Genomic DNA, 20,036 nt, shown 5'->3' with positions numbered 1-20,036 from the left:
CGGGTGACGCCGGGTGCAAACGGCGCTATCTGGCCGTCATGGGGCGCTACGATCTGACTACGCCGTTCGGCCGTTTCAAGGCGCGCTGGTCCTATTTCTGGAAGGATCACGCCTTCCTGCGCACGGCCTTCACCAACGCCCATTGGCTGGGGCCGGATCTGGTGCGGACCAACCAGCCCTCGCCGGGGCAGTTGTCCTGGTGGAAGCGGCAGGGAATCCGCACCGTCGTCAATCTGCGCGGCCAGAGGGACGAGGCCTATTACTGGCTGGAGAAGGACGCCTGCGAACGGCTGGGGCTGACGCTGATCGACGCCCCGCTGGATTCACGCGACCCGCCGGGGAAGGACCGGGTGCGCCGGGCCAAGGCTCTGTTCCAGACGATGGAGTATCCGGCGTTGATCCACTGCAAGTCGGGTGCGGACCGGGCGGGGATGATGGCGGTCTTCTATCGCCACTTCCACCTGGGCGAGCCGATTTCGGCGGCCATGACGGAACTGGGCAAGCGCACCCTGCACAGCCGCGAGGGCCTGACCGGGGTGCTGGACTATACGCTGGAGAAATACGTCGCCGAGGTCGAGCCCACGGGCGTCAGCTTCGAGGACTGGGTCGAAAGCGACGCCTATGATCCCAAGGCCATTCGGGCAGAGTTCAAGGCCGGCTGGTGGGGCAGGCTGGTGGTGGATCGCCTGCTGAAGCGCGAATAGGTCAGCTCCACGGACCGCCGTGATCAGAGCCGCTGGGCGGCGCTTGGCGCGCGGCCCGCTCCTTTTTCCACCGTTTGACCTGGCGGTCATGTTCGAGGCGGCGCCTCAAGGTGACCATGCACAGCGCCAGAACGGCGAGCATGGAGATCAGACTGAAAATCTGCTGGGCGTCCAGCGTCTGGCCGAAAAGGGTCAAGGTCGAGGGTCTCGATCAGCCGGGGTGATGGGGTCGTTCCACGCGGTGTCTTGGTCCTCGTCGGGACGGGCGACGTGCGGCGGTCCCTTGCGCACGACCCAGACGATCGCCGCGACGGCGACAACGACCAGCAGCAGGACGATGAAGGTCGGCAGCATGGGAAATCCTGTTCAAGAACAAAGGCGACTGACACGAAAGCGCATCAGCCGCCTCTGCGGTTCCGGAACAGCGGCGTGATGACGCCGTGAGCGCTGACTCAGGCGTCGGTGCGCGGGTCGATCAACTTGTGCGCGTGCAGGATGAAATAGCGCATGTGGGCGTTGTCGACGGTCGCCTGGGCGCGGGCCTTCCACGCCTTCTTGGCTTCGTCATAGCTGCCGAAGGCGCCGACGAACTCGACCTGCGACAGATCGCGGAAGACAGGCTCGGCGGGGTGGCGCATCTCGCCGCCGATGACGAGGTGAAGCAGTTGGGGATCGTGAGAGTCGGCCATGGAGAGGGGGTCCATTGCGGGAGGAATGTCAGATGGCCAGCGGGATAGGCGCTGTGCGCCTTACGATCAACGGGTGAAGGGCCGGTGCGGCGCATATCAGGCTGGTTTGACGCGGATCAGGGCGATTAAATCTCCACGGACGGCCCATATGGTCGCTGACCTTCGCCCCGGCCTCTTCGGCGATCAGGGCGCCGGCGCAGACGTCCCAATCCCATTTGGGGCTGATGGCGATGGCCGCATCGAAGGCCCCCGCCGCCACCAGGGCCATGCGGTAGGCCAGGGCGTTGCGCTTGGAAAAGCGCATCGGCGGCCATGGCTCGTCCCATTCGCGCGCCTCCATCAGCCGGGCGTCGGCCAGAAGCTCGGCGTCTTCCAGATCGTCGGTGTCGGAGGCGCTGATGGGGCGGCCCCTCAGGCGGGCGCCGCCGCCCAGGGTGGCCTCGAACATCTCGTCCATCATCGGAGCGTGGATGACGGCGGCGACGGGGCGGCCGTCTTCGACCACGGCGATGGGCACGCACCACCACGGCTTGTTCTTCATGAAGGCGACCGTGCCGTCGATCGGGTCGGCGACGAAGATGCGTTTCTTCGACAGGCGGTCCGTGCTGTCGGCCGTTTCCTCGGACAGCCAGCCGTAGTCTGGCCGGGCGCTCAGCAGGGCGTCGCGCAGCAGTTGGTCCACGGCCAGGTCGGCGCTGGTGACAGGCGAGCCGCCATCCTTGGACCAGACCTTCAGCCCGGCCTCGCGGTGTTCGAGCGCCAGCCGACCGGCGGCCAGCGCCGCGTCGCGGATCAGGGCGAGGTCGGCGCTGTAGTCGCTCATTTGCCCGCGATCGCCACCTTGTCGAACAGCAGGGAGGGGCTGTTGAACGAGCCGCGGAACTCCAGATCGCCCGCGCGTTGCAGGCGGGCGTAGAGGTCGATCAGATTGCCCGCCACGGTGACTTCGCTGACCGGATAGGCGCGCTGGCCGTTCTCGAACCAGAAGCCGGACACCCCCGCCGACCAGTCGCCGGTGTTGCCGTTCAGCGAGGGGCCGAACATGGAGGTGATCAGCAGGCCCGTCCCGGCCTGCGCCATCAGGGCCTCCAGATCGCCTTCGCCCGGCGCCAGATGCAGGTTGTGGGTCGAAACGCCCGACGGCCCCGCCAGCCCGCGCGAGGCGTGGCCGGTGGTCTGCAGGCCCAGCTGGGCCGCCGAGGCCGTGTTCAGCAGCCAGGTGGTAAGGACGCCGTCCTTGATGATCTCGCGCCGTTCGACGGCCACGCCCTCGTCGTCGAAGGGGGTGGAGCCGAGGCCGCGCGGGCGGAACGGGTCGTCGATCAGATCGACGCCGGTCGGCAGGACGCTCTGGTTCAGCTTGTCCTTCAGGAAGGAGCTGCCGCGCGCGATCGACGGGCCGGAGATGGCGCCCAGCAGCGGAGACAGCACCTGTGTCGCCACGCGGTTTTCGAAGATGACGGGGGCGGTGATCGAGGCGATCTTGCGCGGGCCGACGCGGGCGACGGCGCGCTCGCCTGCCTTCAGGCCGATGGAGGCGGCGTCGGGCAGGTCGGACAGGTGGCGGACGGCGCGGCTTTCGCCGCCGCGTTCCATGGCGCCGTCCTTTTCGGCGATGACGCCGACGCCCAGCGAAAAGGCGCTGCCGCGATGGCGCCCGTCGAAGCCATGCGAGGTGACGAGGCGCCATTCGCTGGCCGACCATGAGGCGTGGCCGCCTTCGGATTTGGAGACGCCCGATACGGCCAGGGCGGCGGCTTCGGCCTCGGCGGCGGTGGCTTCCAGCGCCTCGGCCGAGCGCTCGGCGGGATCGTAGAGGTCGAGGTCCGCGTGCGGCGCGGCGGCCAGTCGGTCCTGCGGCGCGAGCGAGGCATAGGGGTCTTCCGGCGCCAGTTTCGCCATCGCCACGGCGCGCTCGACCAGACGGGCGCGGGTCGCGTCGGACAGGTCGGAGGCGGACACCGTCGCCTGACGCCGCCCGATGAAGACGCGCAGACCCAGGTCGCGGGCCTCTTCACGCTCGACGTCTTCCAGCGCGCCGTTGCGCACGCCGACGGACAGGGAGGCGCGATGGGCGGACACGGCCTCGGCCGCATCGGCGCCGGTCTTCAGCGCGGCGGAGATCAGGTCGTTCAGGATATCGGGGGAGGGCGTCTTATCGGACATGCCCCGATATGGCGGACGGAACCCGCGCCCGCAACAGCCGGACTAGAGAATGGACCAGGCGATCAGGCTGACCGCCGCTACCAGAAGCGCCAGCCAGGTCAGGATCATGCCGATCGACCGACCCAGCGACGGTCCCTCCTGAAACAGCAGGCCCAGCGCATGGATCACTCGTCCCGCGAACAGCGTCCCGCCGACCGCATGGATCAACAGGGCGGGGGCGCCGAGGAAGGCCAGCAGGATCAGGCCGCACATTCCGGCCGGGATGTATTCGGCAGCATTGGAAAAGGCGCGGGTGGCGCAGACCAGTTCGCGCACGCCGCCGTCGCCGAACTCGACCAGATGCTTGCGCCGCCGGTTCACCACCACGCCCGACAGAACGAACAGCAGCAGGATCAGCAGCCCGCCCCATAGGGCGGCCGCCTGAATGGTGGGGATCAGGCTCAATTCTCGCGCCCCACCGGATAGAGGCGATAGCGCTGGTCGTAGAAGGGGGTGCGCTCATAGAACCAGGCCAGGCGCGCGTCGCCGTCGGCGGCGAACGCGGGGTCGGCCGCCAGTTTGGCCTCGAACGCGGCCTTCAGCGCCGGATCGGCGGCCAGCATCTTCTCGGCGAGGGGGGCGATGGCGTAGGCCTCTATATATTCGACGCGGTTCAGCACCTCGGGGAACATGCCCCAGGCGAAGAAGCTCTCGTTCGACTGCGGCTCCAGCAGCAGGATGGCGAGGTCGCCCATCGGCTGATCGGTCGGCACGCGGACGGAGCCGATCGGGAAGGTCCAGTTATGCGCCTCGGGCCGGACTTCGCTGACCGAGATCGGCACATGGCCTTCATTGGTGCGGGCGGAGACCTTGGGATCGACCAGGCGCAGCATGTCGACGGCGACCGTGCGCGGGGCGGCCAGCGTCTCCATCTCGACGCCATGAAGGCGCAACCGCTCGATGACGTCCGTGCGGTAGGACGGCACCCAATAGGCGCTCGGCCGCTTCAGCGTCAGTGTGGGGTGGGAGCCATAGAAGGGCATCTGCCAAAGTTCGGCGTCCGGCTGGCCCAGCCAGCGGATTTCGGGGCGGCCCGATGCCACGCTGTCGAAGGTCTCATAGCGGATGCCCTTGAAGGGGCGAGTGTGCGAGGGCGTCTCGTCGCTGTCGAAATTGGCGGGCAGTTCGGCGGGGCGCAGGGCGCGGTCGGCGGCGATGGCGGCGCGCAGGTCGCCGGACTTTTCGGCCAGCAGCTTCAACGCCTGTTCAAGGAAGACATAGGTTCCCAGAACCCGCTGCTCGTGCGGCTTCAGGCTGTGGTTCTCGATCAGTATGGTCGGGATGTGCGCGGCCGAACCCCAGCCGTTGGAGAAGCGCTCGCCCAGACCGCCGTCGTTCAGGCCCTTCTTCGGATCACGGTCGTCGATGGCGAAGACCAGTTCGCCGGGGATGTGCCCTTGCGCCTCCAGCGCCTCATACATGGCGGGCTTGAAGGCGGCGTCCAGCCACTGAGCGATGGCCGGGCTGCGGCTCCAGACGCCGTCCTCGCCGTTGTAGCCGAAGGTGACGTCATATTGATAATCGATGCCGTCGGTGACGTGGATATCGACGTAGAGGTCGGGCTGGTATTTGTGGATCAGGCCCATGACGGCCTGCATCTCGGCCTGATCCAGCTTCATGAAGTCGCGGTTCAGGTTCTGGTTCGTCGCCGTGTGGCGCCAGCCCTGATTGCGCGGCCCGCGCTGGTTGGGGCGGGAATAGGGGCCGGTGCGCTCGTGCCCGTCGACGCTCAGGATGGGGATCAGGATCAGATTGGCCCGGTCCAGCAGGCCGTCCTTGCCGTAAAAGGCGATGTCGCGCAGCAGCATCATGCCCGCGTCCTTGCCGTCGATCTCGCCGGGGTGGATGCCGGCCTGAGCCAGCAGGACGGGCTTGGACGGATCGAAGGTCGCGCCGTCCTTGGAGGCGATCACGGCGTAGATCGGGCGGCCTTCTGGCGAGGTGCCGAACTGTTCGATGCGGATCAGGTCGCTGGCGGCGCCCAGCCGGTCAAACCAGGCGCGGGTGTCGGCGTAGTTGGGCGAGAAGTCATGTGCCGCATCGGCCTCGAAACCCGTGACCCACGGATCGGAGGCGTCGCGCAGCAGGGCTCGGCTGGCGCCGTTCCAGGCCGGCGCAGGCGGCAGGAAGGCCTGATCCCACGGTGCGGCATTGGGCAGGGCCGATGGGGGCGTCTGGGACATGGCGGGACTCGCGAGCAGAAAGGCGGCGGCGAACAACAGACAGGAGCGCATGCGCTTTGGTGGGCCGAATGGTCCGATGAGGCAAGCTTTCAGCCCTCTCCCTCCGGGAGAAGTCAGCTATTTCCAGATCGGAGTCTTGTCGCCCGGCAGGCCCAGGCGATCCCAGATGTCGTTGATCCGTTCGATGACGTCCTCGTCCATGCGGATCTCCTCGCCCCATTCGCGCTTGGTCTCCGGCTCCCACTTGTCGGTGGCGTCCAGGCCGATCTTGGAGCCCAGCCCGCTCTCGGGGCTGGCGAAGTCCAGATAGTCGATGGGGGTGTTCTCGATGACGGTGATGTCGCGCGCCGGGTCCATCTTGGTCGAGACGGCCCACATGACATCCTTCCAGTCGCGGGCGTTGATGTCGTCGTCCACGACGATGATCCATTTGGTGTACATGAACTGGCGCAGATAGCTCCAGCAGCCCATCATCACGCGCTTGGCGTGGCCGGGGTAGGCCTTCTTCATCGACACCACGGCGATGCGATAGCTGCACCCCTCGGGCGGCAGCCAGAAGTCGGTGATTTCGGGGAATTGCTGCCGGATCAGGGGGATGAAGACCTCGTTCAGGGCTTCGCCCAGCACGGACGGCTCATCCGGGGGACGACCGGTGAAGGTGGTCAGATAGATGGGGTCCTTGCGCATGGTGATCGCCGACACCTGGAAGACCGGGAACTTCTCGACCGAGTTGTAGTAGCCGGTGTGGTCGCCGTAGGGGCCTTCGTCCTCGAACTCGTCCAGCAGGACGTGGCCTTCCAGCACGATCTCGGCCTGCGCCGGGACCATCAACGGCACGGTCTTGCACGGAACCAGCTCGGCCTTGGAGCCGCGCATCAGGCCGGCGAACTGATACTCCGACAGGGTCTCCGGCACCGGGGTCACGGCGGCCAGAATAGTTCCCGGATCGGCGCCGAGCACCACGGCGCAGGGCAGGGGCTCGCGCTTGCCGGCCTTCTTGTGCCGGGCGTAGTGCTGGGCGCCGCCGCGATGGGCCAGCCAGCGCATGATGGCCTTGTCCTTGCCCAGCACCTGCATCCGATAGATGCCCAGGTTGAAGTCGTCCTCGCGCTCGTTCGATGGCCCCTTGGTCACGACCAGCCCCCAGGTGATCAATGGCGCGGGTTCGCCCGGCCAGCAGCCCTGAATGGGCAGGGCGGTCAGGTCGATCTGATCGCCCTTCAGCACCACATCCTGCACCGGAGCCTTCTTCACCATCTTGGGCCGCATGGACATGACGGTCTGGGCCAGAGGCAGCATCTCCATGGCGTCGGAGAACCCGCGCGGCGGCGTCGGGTTGCGCAGGAAGGCCAGCAGTTCGCCGACTTCGCGCAAGTCTCGCCCGGTGGTGCGTTGCTTGCCCTCCAGCGTCACGCCCATGGCTACGCGCTTCACCGTGCCGAACAGGTTGGCGAGGCAGGGGATGGGGCTGATCGAGCCGTCGGGCATGACCGGCTTCTCGAACAGCACCGCCGGGCCGCCGTTGCGCAGCAGCCGGGTCTGGATCTCGGTCATCTCCAGATGGGTGGAGACGGGCTCCGACACGCGGACCAGTTCGCCGTCGGCTTCGAGGGTCGCAAGAAAATCGCGCAGGGACTTGTAGGCCATGCGCTGACGCTTAGGCGGACGCGAGCCGTCTGTCACGCCATGCGCGCTTCAATAGGCCGGGGCGTCGGACACAAGCGCCCACACCGGCAGGCGCAGGGCGCGGGTTGCGGCGTCCAGCCGAGCCGAATCCAGCCGCTGACGCCCGGTTTCGACACGGCGCAGGGCTTCAGGCGTCAGGTCGAGGGCGGCGGCCAGATCCTCGAACGGCACGCCGCGCCGGTCGCGCCAGCGGCGGATGCGGGCGCCGACGACGGCGTCGTTCGGATCGCTCGCCGGGAAATCCAGAACTAAACCCAAAGCCCCCTCCTGTGCGCCCGCGCCTCTAGATCGGCGTCGGATCAGGCATCCTGATCCCACTCAAAGGCCTCGTCCAGCCAGTCGCCGATGCGGCCGTCGGGGCGGGCAAGTGCGCTGACCTGCGCCATCTCGTCCGCAGAAAGCTCGAAGTCGAAGAGGCCGAAGTTCTCGGCCGCGCGGCTCTCCTTGGTGGTGCGCGGAATGGCGATGACGCCCTGCTGCATGATCCAGCGCAGGGTGATCTGGCCATTGGTCTTGCCGTGGGCGCGAGCAATCTCGCCGATCACGGCGTCGTCGGCGATCTTGCCCTGAGCCAGCGGCGACCAGGCGGTGATGGACGACCCCAGTTCGCGCGCCGTCTCGATCAGCGTCTTCTGTGACAGATAGGGGTGGTATTCGACCTGATTGGTGATCAGCGGCGCGCTCGACAGGGCCGCGGCCTCGCGGAACAGGGCGGAGGGGAAGTTGGACAGGCCGATGTTCTTGGTGAAGCCCTTTTCCTTCGCCTCATTCAGGGCGCCGATGGTCTCTTCCAGCGCGGGCGTCGGCTTGGGCCAGTGCAGCAGCAGCAGGTCCGGCGTCAGGCCCAGGCTGATGGCCGATTCCTCGGCCTGACGCAGCAGGGCGTCGCGATGGAAATGCTCGACCCAGATCTTGGTGGTGACGAAGATGTCGTCGCGCGTGACGATCCCCTCGGCCACGGCGTCCGCGATGCCGTCGCCGACGGCCTTCTCATTCTTGTAGATCCAGGCGGTGTCGATGTGGCGATAGCCGATGCGCAGGGCCTCGCGCACCATGCGGCGGGCGTCGTCGGGCTCCAGTTGCCAGGTGCCGAAGCCGAGCAGCGGAATCTCAACGCCCGAAGCGGTCACGGTCGGCTGGCCCGAGAAGGATGGCGAATGGGGCATGGGGAGGCTCCGGTGAGGAATAGGAGCCTGGAATATAGGCGCCCGCTCAGGCCTCGCCATTGTTCAGCCAGTGGAAAACCTGATCCCACAGCGGCTCCATTCCTTTGCGGAAGGCGCCTTCGTGACCGATGCGGCGAGCGCCGAAATCGCCCGGCGCGTGGACGCTGATCTCGGATCTGGCGTTGGGATAGACGCTCAACAGGTCGCGCGCCGTGCCTGGCGTAGCGATAGGGTCGTCGGTGAATATCCACGACCGGATCGGGGCGCTCACGGCCTCATAGTGGTGGGGCCGCAGCGTCGTCTCCAACTCCTTGGAGAAGTATTCCCGCTTCAGGCACCAGCGCCGCCAGGTGGTGAAAACACCGCGCGGCAGGTCGGTCCCGGCCCACAGACCGCCGCCCTTGATATAGCCGTGCCGCATCAGGCTGAACGGGCCGAAGCCCAGCCAGAAGAACAACTCCAGCAGGTTGTAGCGGCGGTGGTGCCCGCCCCACCAGCCGGTCCCGACCGAGACGAAGGCGTGCCGCTCGATCCGGTCGTGATTGGGCATGAAGCCGACGAAATGGCCGCCGACGCTGTGTCCGACATGGACAAGGCGCAGGCCCGGCGCCGCTTCGATCAGGGCGTCCAGCGCGGCGGGCATATCCAGCCGTCCCCAGTCCGGATAGTCGATGGTTGAGCCCTTCAGCTCATCCGGCCGCGACCCGGCGATGCCCCGGAAGTCATAGGTCAGCACCGCCGCCCCTCGCTCCGCCAGATAACGGGCGAACCGTTCGTAGAACCCTTTGGGGAAGCCGGTGCCGGACGAAACCAGCACGGCGATACGAGGCTGGGCGGCCGAAATCACCCGCATCGACAGCGAATAGCCGTCGGCGGCCGGGGCGGTGAAGTCGCGCGTGACGCCGCGTCAATCGGCTAGAGTTCGTTTCTAAACAGGACGGACCTATGACCGATCTCAGGTCAAGGCTTGGCTGGCGCGTTCAGAGGGGGGTGCCGATGCGCGCTGGCTTCAGAAGACCTGGTTCACACCGGACGTTCGTCGCCTCCCGCCTTCCGCCTCCCGCTCATCCCGGCGGACGCCGGGACCCAGTGTTTTGGCATCAATGCGCCCGACTCAGCGGCAAAGCTTCTGCCCGGCGCTCTTACTGGGTCCCGGCGTCCGCCGGGATGAGCGGGTGTTAATCGTCTGCAACAACACTCAGAGGTGAGCCATCCGGATCAATAGGCCAGCGCGTTGCCGTCCTTGCGCATTTCGGTGGCGGCGCCGTAGGTCCAGCGGCCCTGTTCGTTGATCTGCTTCATCACGTTCTGATAGCCGCCGAAGCCGCCGTCGGGCGGGCCGAGGTCCCAGCCCATGGCGGTCAGCTGCTGTTTGGTCGCTTCGGGCACGCCCAATTCCAGGTGCAGCTTGCCGACGCCCTCAGCCGGTTGGCCGGTCGGTTCGGACGAGCCGTAGTGCTGCCAGCGCGGGCTGTCGCCGGCTTCCTGCGGGTCCAGGCCGTAGTCGACCATGTTGATGATGATCTGGGCCTGTCCCTGCGGCTGCATCCCGCCGCCCATGACGCCATAGGCCAGCCACGGTTCTCCGTCCTTGCAGGCGAAGCCGGGGATGATGGTGTGGAAGGGGCGCTTGCCCGGCGCATAGACGTTGGGGTGGCCGTCGGTCAGGGCGAACAGTTCGCCGCGGTTCTGGAACATGAAGCCCAGCGTCCGGCCGTCCGGGCCATCGGCGACCAGACCGCCGCCCATGCCGCGATAGTTGGACTGGATCCAGCTGACCATCATGCCGTCGCTGTCGGCCACGCTGAAATAGGTGGTGTCGCCCTGCGTCGGCGCATCGCCGGGGAAGACACGGTCCATGACGCGGTTCGGGTTGATCAGCTTGGCGCGCTCGGCGGCGTATTCCTTGGAGTTCAGCCAGGCGGTCGGGGCCTTGGCGAAGCGTTCGTCGGCGAAGTAGCGGGCGCGGTCCTCGAAGGCCAGGCGCTTGGCCTCGGCCTGAACGTGGATGGAGGCGGCGGACTGGAAGCCCATGGCTTTCAGGTCGAACTGTTCGCAGATGTTCAGGATCTGGTTGGTCGAGAGGCCCTGGGTGTTCGGACCGAGCGAATAGACCTCGACCCCGCGATAGGTGGTCATCAGCGGCTCGACCCATTCGGTGCGGTGCGCGGCCAGATCCGCGCGGGTCATCCAGCCGCCGATGCGCTTGAAGTAACGCTCGATGTGGTCGGCGATCACCCCGTCGTAGAAGGCGTCGCGGCCGCCCTCGGCGATCAGGCGGTAGGTGCGGCCGAGGTCCGGGTTGGCGAAGATCTCGCCTGTCTTGGGCGTGCGGCCGCCGGTCAGCCAGACCTTCTTGCGGTTGTCGTTTTCCTCGATCGTCGCGGCGGCGCGGTCAAAGCCGGCCATGTTGCGTTCGAGGTAGTAGGCCACGACCTGCGGCACGGGCACGCCCTGCTCGCACAGTTCGGCGACCGGCAGCAGGACGTCCTTCCACGGCAGCTTGCCATAGCGCTGGTGCGCGCTCCACCAGGCGTCGACCGCGCCGGGGACGTTGACCGTCACGGCGCCGTAGCGGGGCAGATAGCCGTCCCGCCCGGCCTTTGAGCGTGCGGCGGCCAGCGACAGGCCGCGCGGGCTGGGGCCCGAGCCGTTGAAGCCGACGACCTTCTTCTGGGCCGGGTCCCACATCAGGCAGAAGGCGTCGCCGCCGATGCCGTTGGCGGTCGGTTCAAGGAAGCCGAGGGCGGCGTTGATGGCGATAGCGGCGTCGATGGCCGAGCCGCCGCGCCGCAGGGTGTCCAGCCCGATCATCGTCGCGGCGGGGTGGGCTGTGGCGGCGGCGCCGTTGGCGCCCCAGACGGTCGAGCGGCCGACGAAGCGGGGGCCGGTGATGCGGTCGCCGATGCCGACGCCGGCGTAAGGGTCGGGCGCGGGGGCGGGCTGCACCGACGCCGGATTGGCGACCGGCGCAGCGGCGGGCGCCTGCTGGGCGCGGGCGGCGCCCGCCATCAGGGCTCCGGCGGGCAGGGCCGAAAGAAAAGTACGACGACGCATGATGATTTACTCCCCCTCGTTCGAGGCGCGCATTGACGCCGGAACAGGGGGAGGGCGCAAGCCGTCGATGCGCTTGCGGCAAAAGAAAAAGGGCCGCCCGAAGGCGACCCTTTCAATATCCAACTGAAGACCGGATCAGGTGATGTCTTCGTTCAGCAGGCCGACCTTGAAGTAGCCGTTCTCCTGCAGGGTGTTCATGACTTCCATGAACTGATTGTATTTAACTTCCGGCTCCGCGCGGACAAACACGCGCTCCTCACGGCAGTCGGCCACGGCGCCCTGCGCGGCGCAGACGTCGGCGGCCAGTTTGGAAACGGTCGTTTCCTGCTCAGCGATGAACAGCGAACCCGATTCCTGGATGGTGATGTACACCGGTTCCTTGGGCTCGGCGTCGTCTGCCGGCGGCGTCGCCGGCGGCAGGTCCAGACGGATCGACACGGTGGCCATCGGCGCCGCGACCATGAAAATGATCAGCAGAACCAGCATGATGTCCACGAACGGCGTGACGTTGATGTCCGCGTTCTGTGCCGCCAGCTTGCCGCTGCCGCCGCCGCCGCCCGAAGAAAGTCTCGCGCCCATTACGCCCTCGTCTCTATCAAGGCCCACACCCTCCGGCGGGCCAAACTGAAAGTCTCGCTCGTCTCTTGGCGTCCTGAAGCGAGCTTGTAAAGCCGTTGAATGCGAGGAAATGACGCCGCCGGGGGAATAAGATTGCGAATTCGGCGCAAGGCCGCCTTGGCCGCGATCAATTCAGCCCCGTATCACAGCCCTTTGAGGCTCAGCCCCGGGCCAGTTTGAGGAATCGCTCGGCCAGGGCCGGGTCGTTCTTGAAGGCGCCGGTGAAGCGCGTGGTGATGGTCGAGACGTGGCGGTGATGCACGCCGCGCGTCGTCATGCACTGGTGCGCCGCATCGACCAGTACGGCCACGCCCCTGGGCTGCAGGTGCGATTCGATGGCGTCGATGATGTCGTTGGTCAGGGTTTCCTGATTCTGGAGACGGCGGGCGAAGATCTCGACCACGCGGGCCAGCTTGGAGATGCCCACCACCTTCTCGCCCGGCAGATAGGCGACGTAGGCCTTGCCCAGGAAGGGAGCCAGGTGGTGCTCGCAGTGGCTCTCGACCTCGATGTCGCGCAGGATGACCATGTCGTCATAGCCGGTCACGTCCTCGAAGGTGCGCGACAACTCCTTGCCCGCATCGGCGTCATAGCCGTCGAACCATTCGCCGTAGGCGTCGACCACGCGCTTGGGCGTGTCCAGCAGGCCGGGACGGTCGGGATTGTCGCCGGCCCAGGCGATCAGGGTGCGCACGGCCTCCAGAGCCTGTTCGCGGCTGGGACGCTGGGGCGCCTCATTGGCGACGAGGACGGGCTTGGCGGGGGTGCTGCTCATGAAACGATCCGGCGGCGGCGAGAGCGCCTGTTCAGAATACTATTATATATGGACTTGGGCGCGCGGCCCTGACTGTCTATCAGGCCGCTATATGGGACACCTCGTCCGTCCCGCAAGAAAACTCGCAAAAGACCTGACCCATGGCCCTGCACATCCACGACACCCTGCGCCGTGAAAAGCGCCTGTTCACGCCGCGTGATCCGAACCGGGTGAGCCTCTATGTCTGCGGCCCGACGGTCTATGACTACGCCCATATCGGCAACGCCCGCCCGCCGGTCGTGTTCGACGTGCTGGTGCGCCTGCTGCGCCGCACCTATGGCGCCGACAAGGTGGTCTACGCCCGCAACGTCACCGACGTGGACGACAAGATCAACGCCAAGGCCGCCAAGGAAGGCGTCGCCATCGGCGAGATCACTGTCCGCTATGAGGCCGCCTATCTGGCCGACATGGGTCTGTTGAACGTCAGCCCTCCCGACATCGCCCCGCACGTCACCGACTATATCGAGGCGATCACCAAACAGATCCAGGCCATCATCGACGCGGGCTGCGCCTATGCCGCCGAGGGCCATGTGCTGTTCGACGTGTCTTCATATCCGTCCTACGGCGCGCTGTCGGGGCGCAATCTGGACGACATGATCGCCGGCGCCCGCGTCGAGGTGGCTCCCTACAAGAAGAACCCGCACGACTTCGTCCTGTGGAAGCCCTCCAAGGCGGACGAGCCGTCCTGGCCGTCGCCGTGGGGCGAAGGGCGACCCGGCTGGCACATCGAATGCTCGGCCATGATCGAAGAGACGCTGGGCCTGCCCATCGACATCCACGGCGGCGGCATCGACCTTGTCTTTCCTCACCATGAGAATGAGATCGCGCAGGGCGTCTGCGCCCACGGCCACGCCCACGGCGACGCGGCGCACGACGAATACGCCCGCTACTGGATGCACAACGGCTTCCTGACCGTGGACGCCGAGAAGATGTCCAAGTCGATCGGCAACGTCCTGCTGCTGCACGATCTGGTGCAGGCCATGCCAGGCGAGGTGGTGCGCTGGGCCTTGTTGAGCGCCCACTATCGTCAGCCGCTGGACTGGAACCAGACCCTGCTGGAGCAGAGCCGCAAGAACCTGGACCGCCTCTACGGCGCCCTGCACCGCGCGGCCGGGGTCGAGGCGGCGGACGTGGAGCCGCCGGTCGAGTTCCTGAAGTCGATCGAGGACGACCTGAACACGCCGGGCGCCATGGCGACCCTGTTCGCCCTGTCCAGCGACATCGAGCGCGGCATGACGGCGGGCGACGAGGCGGCGGTGGCGACGGCCAAGGGGCAGTTGATCGCGGCGGCTTCGATCCTGGGCGTGCTGCAGGCCGATCCGGCGGAATGGTTCTCGGGCGTCGACGAAGGGCTGAAGGCCGAGGTCGAGGGCTTGCTGGAACAGCGCGCGGCCGCCCGCACGGCCAAGAACTGGGCAGAGGCCGACCGCATCCGCGATCGGCTGAACGAGTTGAATGTCGTCGTCATGGACGGCCCGCAGGGCGCGACCTGGCGGATGAAGAGCTAAAGCGACGCCTCCCTCCCCTTCATGGGGAGGGTGGTCGCGCAGCGACCGGGTGGGGAGGGCCAGGTGATGCTAGGCTCGGCGCTGAAATAGCCTCGTCGCCCCCACCCGACTTCGGCTTCGCCTCAGCCACCCTCCCCATGAAGGGGAGGGAGAGACTCAGCGCGCTCTTCTGATCAACTCATCCGCCAACACGTCGGTCAGGTATCCGTCCGCCGTCCGCCCGTTGGCCTGTTGCCAGCGGCGCAGGGCGGCGCGGGTGTTGGAGCCGATGACGCCGTCGACGCCTTGCGTGTCGAAGCCCATGCTCGTCAGGGCCTGCTGGGCGCCGATTCTCTGATCCCGCGTCAGGGGGCCGTCGTTGGGCCAGGAGGCCTTGAGCGCCGGCTTGCCCGCCACCCCGTCGGCGATCATGCCGATGGCCAGCGCATAGCTGACCGAGTTGTTGTAGCGGCGGATCACATAGTGGTTCGGAAGGGCCAGGAAGGCGGGCCCCTTGGCGCCCTGCGGCAGCAGGATAGCGGAACCCTCGGCCGCCTCGGCGCTGTTGGGGGAGGAGCCGTCGGCCAGCCGCACGCCGCGCGCGACCCAATAGGACCAGGGGTGTTTCGGCCCTTCGGCCTGACTGTAATCGAAGTTGGAGGGCAGGGTGACCTCATAGGCCCAGCCCTGACCGCGCTTCCAGCCCGCCTGAGCCAGCAGATTCGCCGCCGAGGCCAGGGCGTCGGCGTCCGAACCCCAGATGTCGACCTTGCCGTCGCCGTTCTGATCGACGCCCAGCTTCAGATAGTTGTCGGGCATGAACTGGGTCTGGCCCATCGCCCCGGCCCAACTGCCTTTCAGGCCCGCGCGGTCGCGCTTGCCCGAGACGACGATGTCCAGGGCGTGCTTCAGTTGCTCTTCGGCCCAGGCGCGACGGCGGCCGTCATAGGCCAGGGTCGCCAGCGAGCGGATGACGTCGAAGTCGCCCTGAACCTGACCGAAGGCGCTTTCCTGGGCCCAGACGCCCAGCAGGATTTCGGTCGGCACGCCGTATTTCTGGGTCACGTCCCACGGCACGCGGTCGACGCGCTGGCGGGCCATGGCGATTCGCGCCGGGGTGGTGGCGTTCTGGATGTAGACCCCGGCGGGGCGGGAGAATTCGGGCTGGTTACGGTCCAGACGCACGACGCTGGGGTTGGGCGTCACGCCCTCCAGTTCTCGGGCGTATTCCCATTTATGCGCGCCGCCGTGGCGTTCCAGGAAGCTCTGTTTCCAGGCGTCGAAGCTGGCGTGGTCATAGGCCTCGCTCAGATCAGTCTGGGCGGGGGGAGGCGTGGGGGCAGGCGTCGCGGGCGCAGGCTCGACCACGGGCGGCGGCGCAGGCTGGGGCTGCGGCGGCGTGGGAACCATGGGGGTGCAGGCGGCGACCGACCCGAGCAAAAGAAGACGATAAGCGATACGCATGAGCACAGGCTAACGCCCCCGAATTCCACGACCAATCACAAGCGCGCGAAGGCAGGATCAGTTTCCGTGATAAGGGTGAAGGCGCCGTTAACCCTTTTCGGCAGTAGGCGGTTAAGGGAGTGGAATTTACATTGCGTCGTTCCCTGAGCACGGCCTGGTGGCGGAGGGGCGACGCGTCGGACGTGCATGTCCGAAGACCCTCCGTTCGACTCGGAGGCCAGGCCTCCAGCGGATTTCCCGCGCGGAATGTTGACGAAAGGCCAAGGCCTCTCTATACGACCGCCTCCGCCGCAGGTTCGCCCGCGGCTCTTTTGTTTTACCCGCCCTCACGGGCCTCCAAATCCGGGACGTCCGACCATGAAGGTCCGTAGCTCGCTGAAATCGCTGAAGGGTCGCCACCGCGACTGCAAGATCGTTCGTCGCAAGGGCGTTCTGTACGTCATCAACAAGACCGACCCGCGCTTCAAAGCCAAGCAAGGCTGATCAGGCGCGATCCGGCGCGCCCTGCCTGCTGAAGGCGAGGCGCGCGCCGATCGTCGGTGGATGGGATGACTATCCACAGGGCCGCGGGCGTTGTCCGCGGCTTTTTCGCGTCCGGCGTTGAGCCCTGCGCCTGCGCGTGATTAGTGATTCTTTACTTAGTCGCCCTAACGGCCTTCGGCCTGCTTGAGCGCGTGGTTTCTTCTTGCCCTAACGGCCCTTGGCCTGTTTGAGGGCGCAGCCTGTTTATGAGTTCTGGAGTTCAGTCATGGACGACGCTTCCTTCGACGCCAGCCCCGACGTCCTGACCGCCACGGCCCAGGGCCGTCTGCGCTCCATCATCGAGCGCCTGGAGCGCCTCGAAGAGGACAAGCAGGCCGTCATGGGCGACATGAAGGAGGTCTTCGCCGAGGCCAAGGGCGAAGGCTATGACGTCAAGGTGCTGCGCAAGGTTCTGCGCCTGCGCAAGCAGGACAAGGCCAAGCGTCAGGAAGAAGAAGCGATCCTAGACCTCTATCTGTCGGCCCTCGGCGAGATCTGAGGGAGGCGGGCCTGAAGCGCACGCCCTTCAAGCCCTCCAACGGCCCTTCACGCTCCAGCAGCCTGAAGGGCGGCCACTCGAGCAAGCTGCGCTCCAGCGGCTTCTCGCGCTCAAGTAGCCCGAAGGACGGTAGCGCTTCTAAACTGCGCTCAAGTAGTCCGAAGGACGGTAGCGCCACTAAAACCCGCTCAAGTAGTCCGAAGGACGGCAGCGCCCTTAAAACCAAGCTGTTGAGCCCTTGGGATCAACAGCGCGAGGCGGCCAAGCGCTCGGCGCTCCACGCCCTGAAATGCGCCCGCCGCTCGGCTGAGAAGGCGGGCGTTTCCCTGTCCGACTGGGAGGGCGAGTTTCTCGATTCGGTCGGGGAGCGGATTCGCGAACACGGCCGCGCCTTCGCCGATCCGGAAAAGGGCGCGCCGGGTCAGCCGCTGTCGGCCATGCAGGGGCGCAAACTGAAAGAGATCACCGCCAAGGCCAAAGGCGAGAAACCCGCGAGGCGGAAGCGGCCTCCAGCGTCCTCCCGGTCTTGAGCCGGAACCGCCGCAGGCGCAGGCGTTTGATGCGGCGCCGGATAGGGGATGGGTCCCTTCCGGGAGGACGGCGAGGGGCTTCGTCACCCTCAGGCCAGGCCCGAGGGTGACGGCAGGATTTAAGGCAGGGCGCTCAGGCGCATGGCGTTGAAATAGGGCTGATAGGCCGCGCGCGCTGCGTCTGCGCCGGACAGGTCGTCCTGTTCGATGCCGATGCTCAGGGCGTAGCGGCCCTTGAGCACGCTCATCAGGGCGCCGACGCGGCCGTCGGCGTCCTTGGGCTCGACGCTGATGACGGCAGGTTCGCCCGTCGGGCCGTCCATCACGACAGAAAGGTAGTTTTCGCCGCCGACGGAGGCGACGGCGGTCGGGGAGGTGAGGGCGGCTTCGCGTACGCCTTTGGTCATGATGACGCCGCGAGAGACGCTCTCATAGGCCGTCTTCTGGGCGGTAGCGAGCAGACCTCCCAGCGCGCCGGCGTCCTCGGGAATCGGCGCCTTGGCGTCGATCAGAACAATCTTGGCGCTGGTTCCCGGTTCGCCATAGGTCATCGCGACGGAGAAGGCCTGGCACTCTACCTCGGTCAGCGGCTTGCCGGCGATGGTCTGGGCCGTCGGCATGGCGGCCAGCAGGGGGTGATTCTCGCACTCGGGCGGCAGGGCGATCTTGGTCGCGGCGGAAGGGGCGGCTTCAGCTTTGGCCGACGCCTCGCCGTTGGAGCAGGCAGCGGTCAGGGCGGCGAAGGACGCCAGGCTCAGGGCGATAACAACGGGACGTAACAAGATGGAAGGCTCCCCTCCGTAAACAGGAAGGGGTGGTGTGGCGTGAAAAATGCCCTGTTGAAACCCTGAAATAGAAAAGACGGGCTTGGTCAGCCCGCTTCTCTGACCTGCTCCTCAAGCCCCTGTTCGCGGACCTTGCGGTAGAGGGTGGAGCGGCCGATGCCCAGGCGACGGGCGATCTCGGACATGTGGCCGGAATAGACCTCGATGGCGTGCTGGATCAGGTCGCGCTCGATCTCTTCCAGAGTGCGGACATGCCCGCGTTCATCGGTGATGCGGACCGGGCTGTCGTGCTGGCCGTCGTCGTCGGTCGACGGCGCCGCTGTCGTCGGCTCGGACGTCGTCTCTCCGACAGGGGCGGCTGTCATCGAGTCCAGCGGCACGGCGACGCCGGAGATGGCCGGAAAGTCGTGCGGCTGAAGCAGGGGCGAATCGGCCAGCACCAGGGCGCGATAGACGGCGTTCTCCAACTGGCGGACATTGCCGGGCCAGTCATGACCTTGAAGCAGGGCCAGGGTCTCGGCCGAGCAGCCGGTGACGCGCTTGCCTTCCTCGACGTTGAAGCGGGCGATGAAATGGTCGACCAGGGCGGGGATGTCCTCGCGCCGTTCGCGCAGGGCCGGGGCCTCGATCGGGAAGACGTTCAGGCGATAGAACAGGTCTTCGCGGAAGGCGCCTTCCTTCACCTGCTGGGCCGGGTCGCGGTTGGTGGCCGAGACGATGCGGACGTCGACCTTGACCGGACGCTTGCCCCCGACGGGATCGACTTCGCCTTCCTGAAGCGCGCGCAGCAGCTTGACCTGCATGTCCAGCGGCAGTTCCCCGATCTCGTCCAGGAACAGGGTGCCGCCGTTGGCCTCGACGAACTTGCCGGCGTGCTTTTCATGCGCGCCGGTGAAGGCGCCCTTCTCGTGGCCGAACAGGATGGACTCGACCAGATTGGCGGGCAGGGCGCCGCAGTTGACGGCGATGAAGGGCTTGCCCGCCCGGTCCGAAGCGCCGTGCAGGGCGCGGGCGATGACCTCTTTACCCACGCCGCTCTCGCCGGTGATCAGCACGGGGATGGAGGATTTGGCCGCGCGCTGACCCAGCGCCTTGACCATACGCATGGGCTCGCTGTCGCCGACCATGTCGTCAAACGAAGAGCGGCCTGTGGCCCGCTTCTTCAGGCGGCCGATCTCGGCGGTCAACTGGGTCATCTGCAGGGCGTTGCGAACGCCCACCAGCAGGCGCTCGGGCCCGACCGGCTTGACGAAGAAGTCCTGAGCGCCGGCCTGCATGGCCCGGACCACCGTCTCGATGCCGCCGTTGGCCGTCAGCACGATGACCGGCGTGGTCACGCCCGCCGTGCGCAGTTCGGCCAGAGCTTCCAGACCCGACAGGCCCGGCATCACCAGATCCAGCAGCACGACATCAGCGCCGCCGCCCTTGGTCAGCCGATCAATGGCCTCGCCGCCGGATTCGGCATGGACGACTGCATAGGATTCACGCTCCAGCACCGCCTGCAGCAGGCGGCGCTGGGTAGGATCATCGTCGACGACCAGAATGGTCTTGGCCATTTGAGCACACCCTTCAACATCACCATCGAACGGCCGTCCTCATTGGCTCGGGACTGGCTCGTTTCGACACA

Annotated in this window: 22 protein-coding genes; 5 read left to right on the top strand and 17 right to left on the bottom strand. The window is 66.8% G+C overall.

The annotated features are described in order from the left end of the window. The first annotated feature begins 38 nt into the window (after positions 1 to 38). Positions 39 to 704 (top strand): protein tyrosine phosphatase family protein, encoded by a 666-nt coding sequence (locus H556_RS0104830; protein ID WP_024353360.1) that lies wholly within the window; start codon positions 39 to 41, stop codon positions 702 to 704. A gap of 1 nt (position 705) precedes the next feature. Here the strand turns inward: H556_RS0104830 and H556_RS0104825 are convergent, their stop codons facing one another. The 14 genes from H556_RS0104825 to folE all read right to left on the bottom strand — a co-directional run bounded on the left by H556_RS0104825 (position 706) and on the right by folE (position 13,083). Continuing rightward, complete coding sequence (locus tag H556_RS0104825) at positions 706 to 900, bottom strand: hypothetical protein (RefSeq protein WP_024353359.1); 195 nt, start codon at positions 898 to 900, stop codon at positions 706 to 708. Continuing rightward, a complete protein-coding gene (locus H556_RS16450; protein ID WP_169469172.1) occupies positions 897 to 1,058 on the bottom strand; it encodes a hypothetical protein in 162 nt (53 codons plus the stop codon). The genes H556_RS0104825 and H556_RS16450 overlap by 4 nt, the downstream gene beginning before the upstream one ends. 98 nt (positions 1,059 to 1,156) lie before the next feature. Further along, entirely contained in the window at positions 1,157 to 1,408 is a 252-nt protein-coding gene (locus tag H556_RS0104815; RefSeq protein WP_003170661.1) for a DUF4170 domain-containing protein, read from the bottom strand. A 13-nt stretch (positions 1,409 to 1,421) separates the two neighbouring features. Next, a complete protein-coding gene (locus H556_RS0104810; RefSeq protein ID WP_024353357.1) occupies positions 1,422 to 2,216 on the bottom strand; it encodes a 3'(2'),5'-bisphosphate nucleotidase CysQ in 795 nt (264 codons plus the stop codon). After that, the gene (locus H556_RS0104805) at positions 2,213 to 3,559 is read right to left on the bottom strand and encodes a TldD/PmbA family protein (protein WP_024353356.1); all 1,347 of its coding nucleotides are present in this window, start codon (positions 3,557 to 3,559) and stop codon (positions 2,213 to 2,215) included. Before H556_RS0104805 ends, H556_RS0104810 begins: the two co-directional genes overlap by 4 nt. Before the next feature lie 42 nt (positions 3,560 to 3,601). Next, positions 3,602 to 4,003, bottom strand: a complete 402-nt coding sequence (locus tag H556_RS0104800) for an MAPEG family protein (protein WP_024353355.1) — start codon at positions 4,001 to 4,003, stop codon at positions 3,602 to 3,604. Then, positions 4,000 to 5,781 carry a M14 family metallopeptidase gene (locus tag H556_RS0104795; protein WP_419185421.1) on the bottom strand — a complete coding sequence of 594 codons (1,782 nt, stop codon included), beginning with the start codon at positions 5,779 to 5,781 and terminating at the stop codon, positions 4,000 to 4,002. Before H556_RS0104795 ends, H556_RS0104800 begins: the two co-directional genes overlap by 4 nt. Positions 5,782 to 5,898: 117 nt before the next feature. Next, positions 5,899 to 7,428 (bottom strand): UbiD family decarboxylase, encoded by a 1,530-nt coding sequence (locus tag H556_RS0104790; protein WP_024353353.1) that lies wholly within the window; start codon positions 7,426 to 7,428, stop codon positions 5,899 to 5,901. Positions 7,429 to 7,476: 48 nt separating this feature from the next. Continuing rightward, positions 7,477 to 7,725 (bottom strand): helix-turn-helix domain-containing protein, encoded by a 249-nt coding sequence (locus H556_RS0104785; protein WP_024353352.1) that lies wholly within the window; start codon positions 7,723 to 7,725, stop codon positions 7,477 to 7,479. Between the two features lie 41 nt (positions 7,726 to 7,766). After that, the gene (locus H556_RS0104780; protein ID WP_024353351.1) at positions 7,767 to 8,633 is read right to left on the bottom strand and encodes an aldo/keto reductase; all 867 of its coding nucleotides are present in this window, start codon (positions 8,631 to 8,633) and stop codon (positions 7,767 to 7,769) included. 46 nt (positions 8,634 to 8,679) lie between these two features. Beyond that, a complete protein-coding gene (locus H556_RS0104775; protein ID WP_024353350.1) occupies positions 8,680 to 9,486 on the bottom strand; it encodes an alpha/beta hydrolase family protein in 807 nt (268 codons plus the stop codon). A 365-nt stretch (positions 9,487 to 9,851) separates the two neighbouring features. Then, positions 9,852 to 11,690 carry a gamma-glutamyltransferase family protein gene (locus tag H556_RS0104770; RefSeq protein ID WP_024353349.1) on the bottom strand — a complete coding sequence of 613 codons (1,839 nt, stop codon included), beginning with the start codon at positions 11,688 to 11,690 and terminating at the stop codon, positions 9,852 to 9,854. A 135-nt stretch (positions 11,691 to 11,825) separates the two neighbouring features. Then, the gene (locus H556_RS0104765; RefSeq protein WP_024353348.1) at positions 11,826 to 12,269 is read right to left on the bottom strand and encodes a biopolymer transporter ExbD; all 444 of its coding nucleotides are present in this window, start codon (positions 12,267 to 12,269) and stop codon (positions 11,826 to 11,828) included. Between the two features lie 199 nt (positions 12,270 to 12,468). Continuing rightward, positions 12,469 to 13,083, bottom strand: a complete 615-nt coding sequence (folE, locus tag H556_RS0104760) for a GTP cyclohydrolase I FolE (protein WP_003165753.1) — start codon at positions 13,081 to 13,083, stop codon at positions 12,469 to 12,471. Between the two features lie 140 nt (positions 13,084 to 13,223). Here folE and cysS point away from each other — a divergent pair, with 140 nt between their 5' ends. Continuing rightward, on the top strand, positions 13,224 to 14,630 hold the full coding sequence (gene cysS, locus H556_RS0104755) for a cysteine--tRNA ligase (RefSeq protein WP_024353347.1): 1,407 nt from the start codon (positions 13,224 to 13,226) through the stop codon (positions 14,628 to 14,630). Between the two features lie 156 nt (positions 14,631 to 14,786). Here cysS and H556_RS0104750 read toward each other — a convergent pair whose 3' ends face one another. Next, complete coding sequence (locus H556_RS0104750) at positions 14,787 to 16,073, bottom strand: lytic murein transglycosylase (protein WP_024353346.1); 1,287 nt, start codon at positions 16,071 to 16,073, stop codon at positions 14,787 to 14,789. Positions 16,074 to 16,430: 357 nt separating this feature from the next. On the opposite strand from H556_RS0104750, the gene ykgO reads away from it, so the two are divergent. The 3 genes from ykgO to H556_RS0104735 all read left to right on the top strand — a co-directional run bounded on the left by ykgO (position 16,431) and on the right by H556_RS0104735 (position 17,624). Further along, positions 16,431 to 16,556, top strand: coding sequence for a type B 50S ribosomal protein L36 (gene ykgO, locus H556_RS0104745; protein WP_003165750.1), 126 nt, complete (start codon positions 16,431 to 16,433; stop codon positions 16,554 to 16,556). A 265-nt stretch (positions 16,557 to 16,821) separates the two neighbouring features. Continuing rightward, positions 16,822 to 17,094, top strand: a complete 273-nt coding sequence (gene gapR, locus H556_RS0104740; protein WP_024353345.1) for a nucleoid-associated protein GapR — start codon at positions 16,822 to 16,824, stop codon at positions 17,092 to 17,094. A gap of 230 nt (positions 17,095 to 17,324) precedes the next feature. Beyond that, positions 17,325 to 17,624 carry a hypothetical protein gene (locus H556_RS0104735; RefSeq protein ID WP_024353344.1) on the top strand — a complete coding sequence of 100 codons (300 nt, stop codon included), beginning with the start codon at positions 17,325 to 17,327 and terminating at the stop codon, positions 17,622 to 17,624. A gap of 119 nt (positions 17,625 to 17,743) precedes the next feature. On the opposite strand, the gene H556_RS0104730 is transcribed toward H556_RS0104735, so the two are convergent. Then, positions 17,744 to 18,406, bottom strand: coding sequence for a hypothetical protein (locus tag H556_RS0104730; RefSeq protein WP_024353343.1), 663 nt, complete (start codon positions 18,404 to 18,406; stop codon positions 17,744 to 17,746). Positions 18,407 to 18,495: 89 nt separating this feature from the next. Further along, positions 18,496 to 19,965 carry a sigma-54-dependent transcriptional regulator gene (locus tag H556_RS0104725; protein ID WP_024353342.1) on the bottom strand — a complete coding sequence of 490 codons (1,470 nt, stop codon included), beginning with the start codon at positions 19,963 to 19,965 and terminating at the stop codon, positions 18,496 to 18,498. Between the last annotated feature and the right edge of the window lie 71 nt (positions 19,966 to 20,036).

This window comes from Brevundimonas naejangsanensis DSM 23858, from assembly GCF_000421705.1.
In the GTDB taxonomy this organism is placed as follows: domain Bacteria; phylum Pseudomonadota; class Alphaproteobacteria; order Caulobacterales; family Caulobacteraceae; genus Brevundimonas; species Brevundimonas naejangsanensis.
This window is presented reverse-complemented; position numbering and strand designations above follow the sequence as displayed.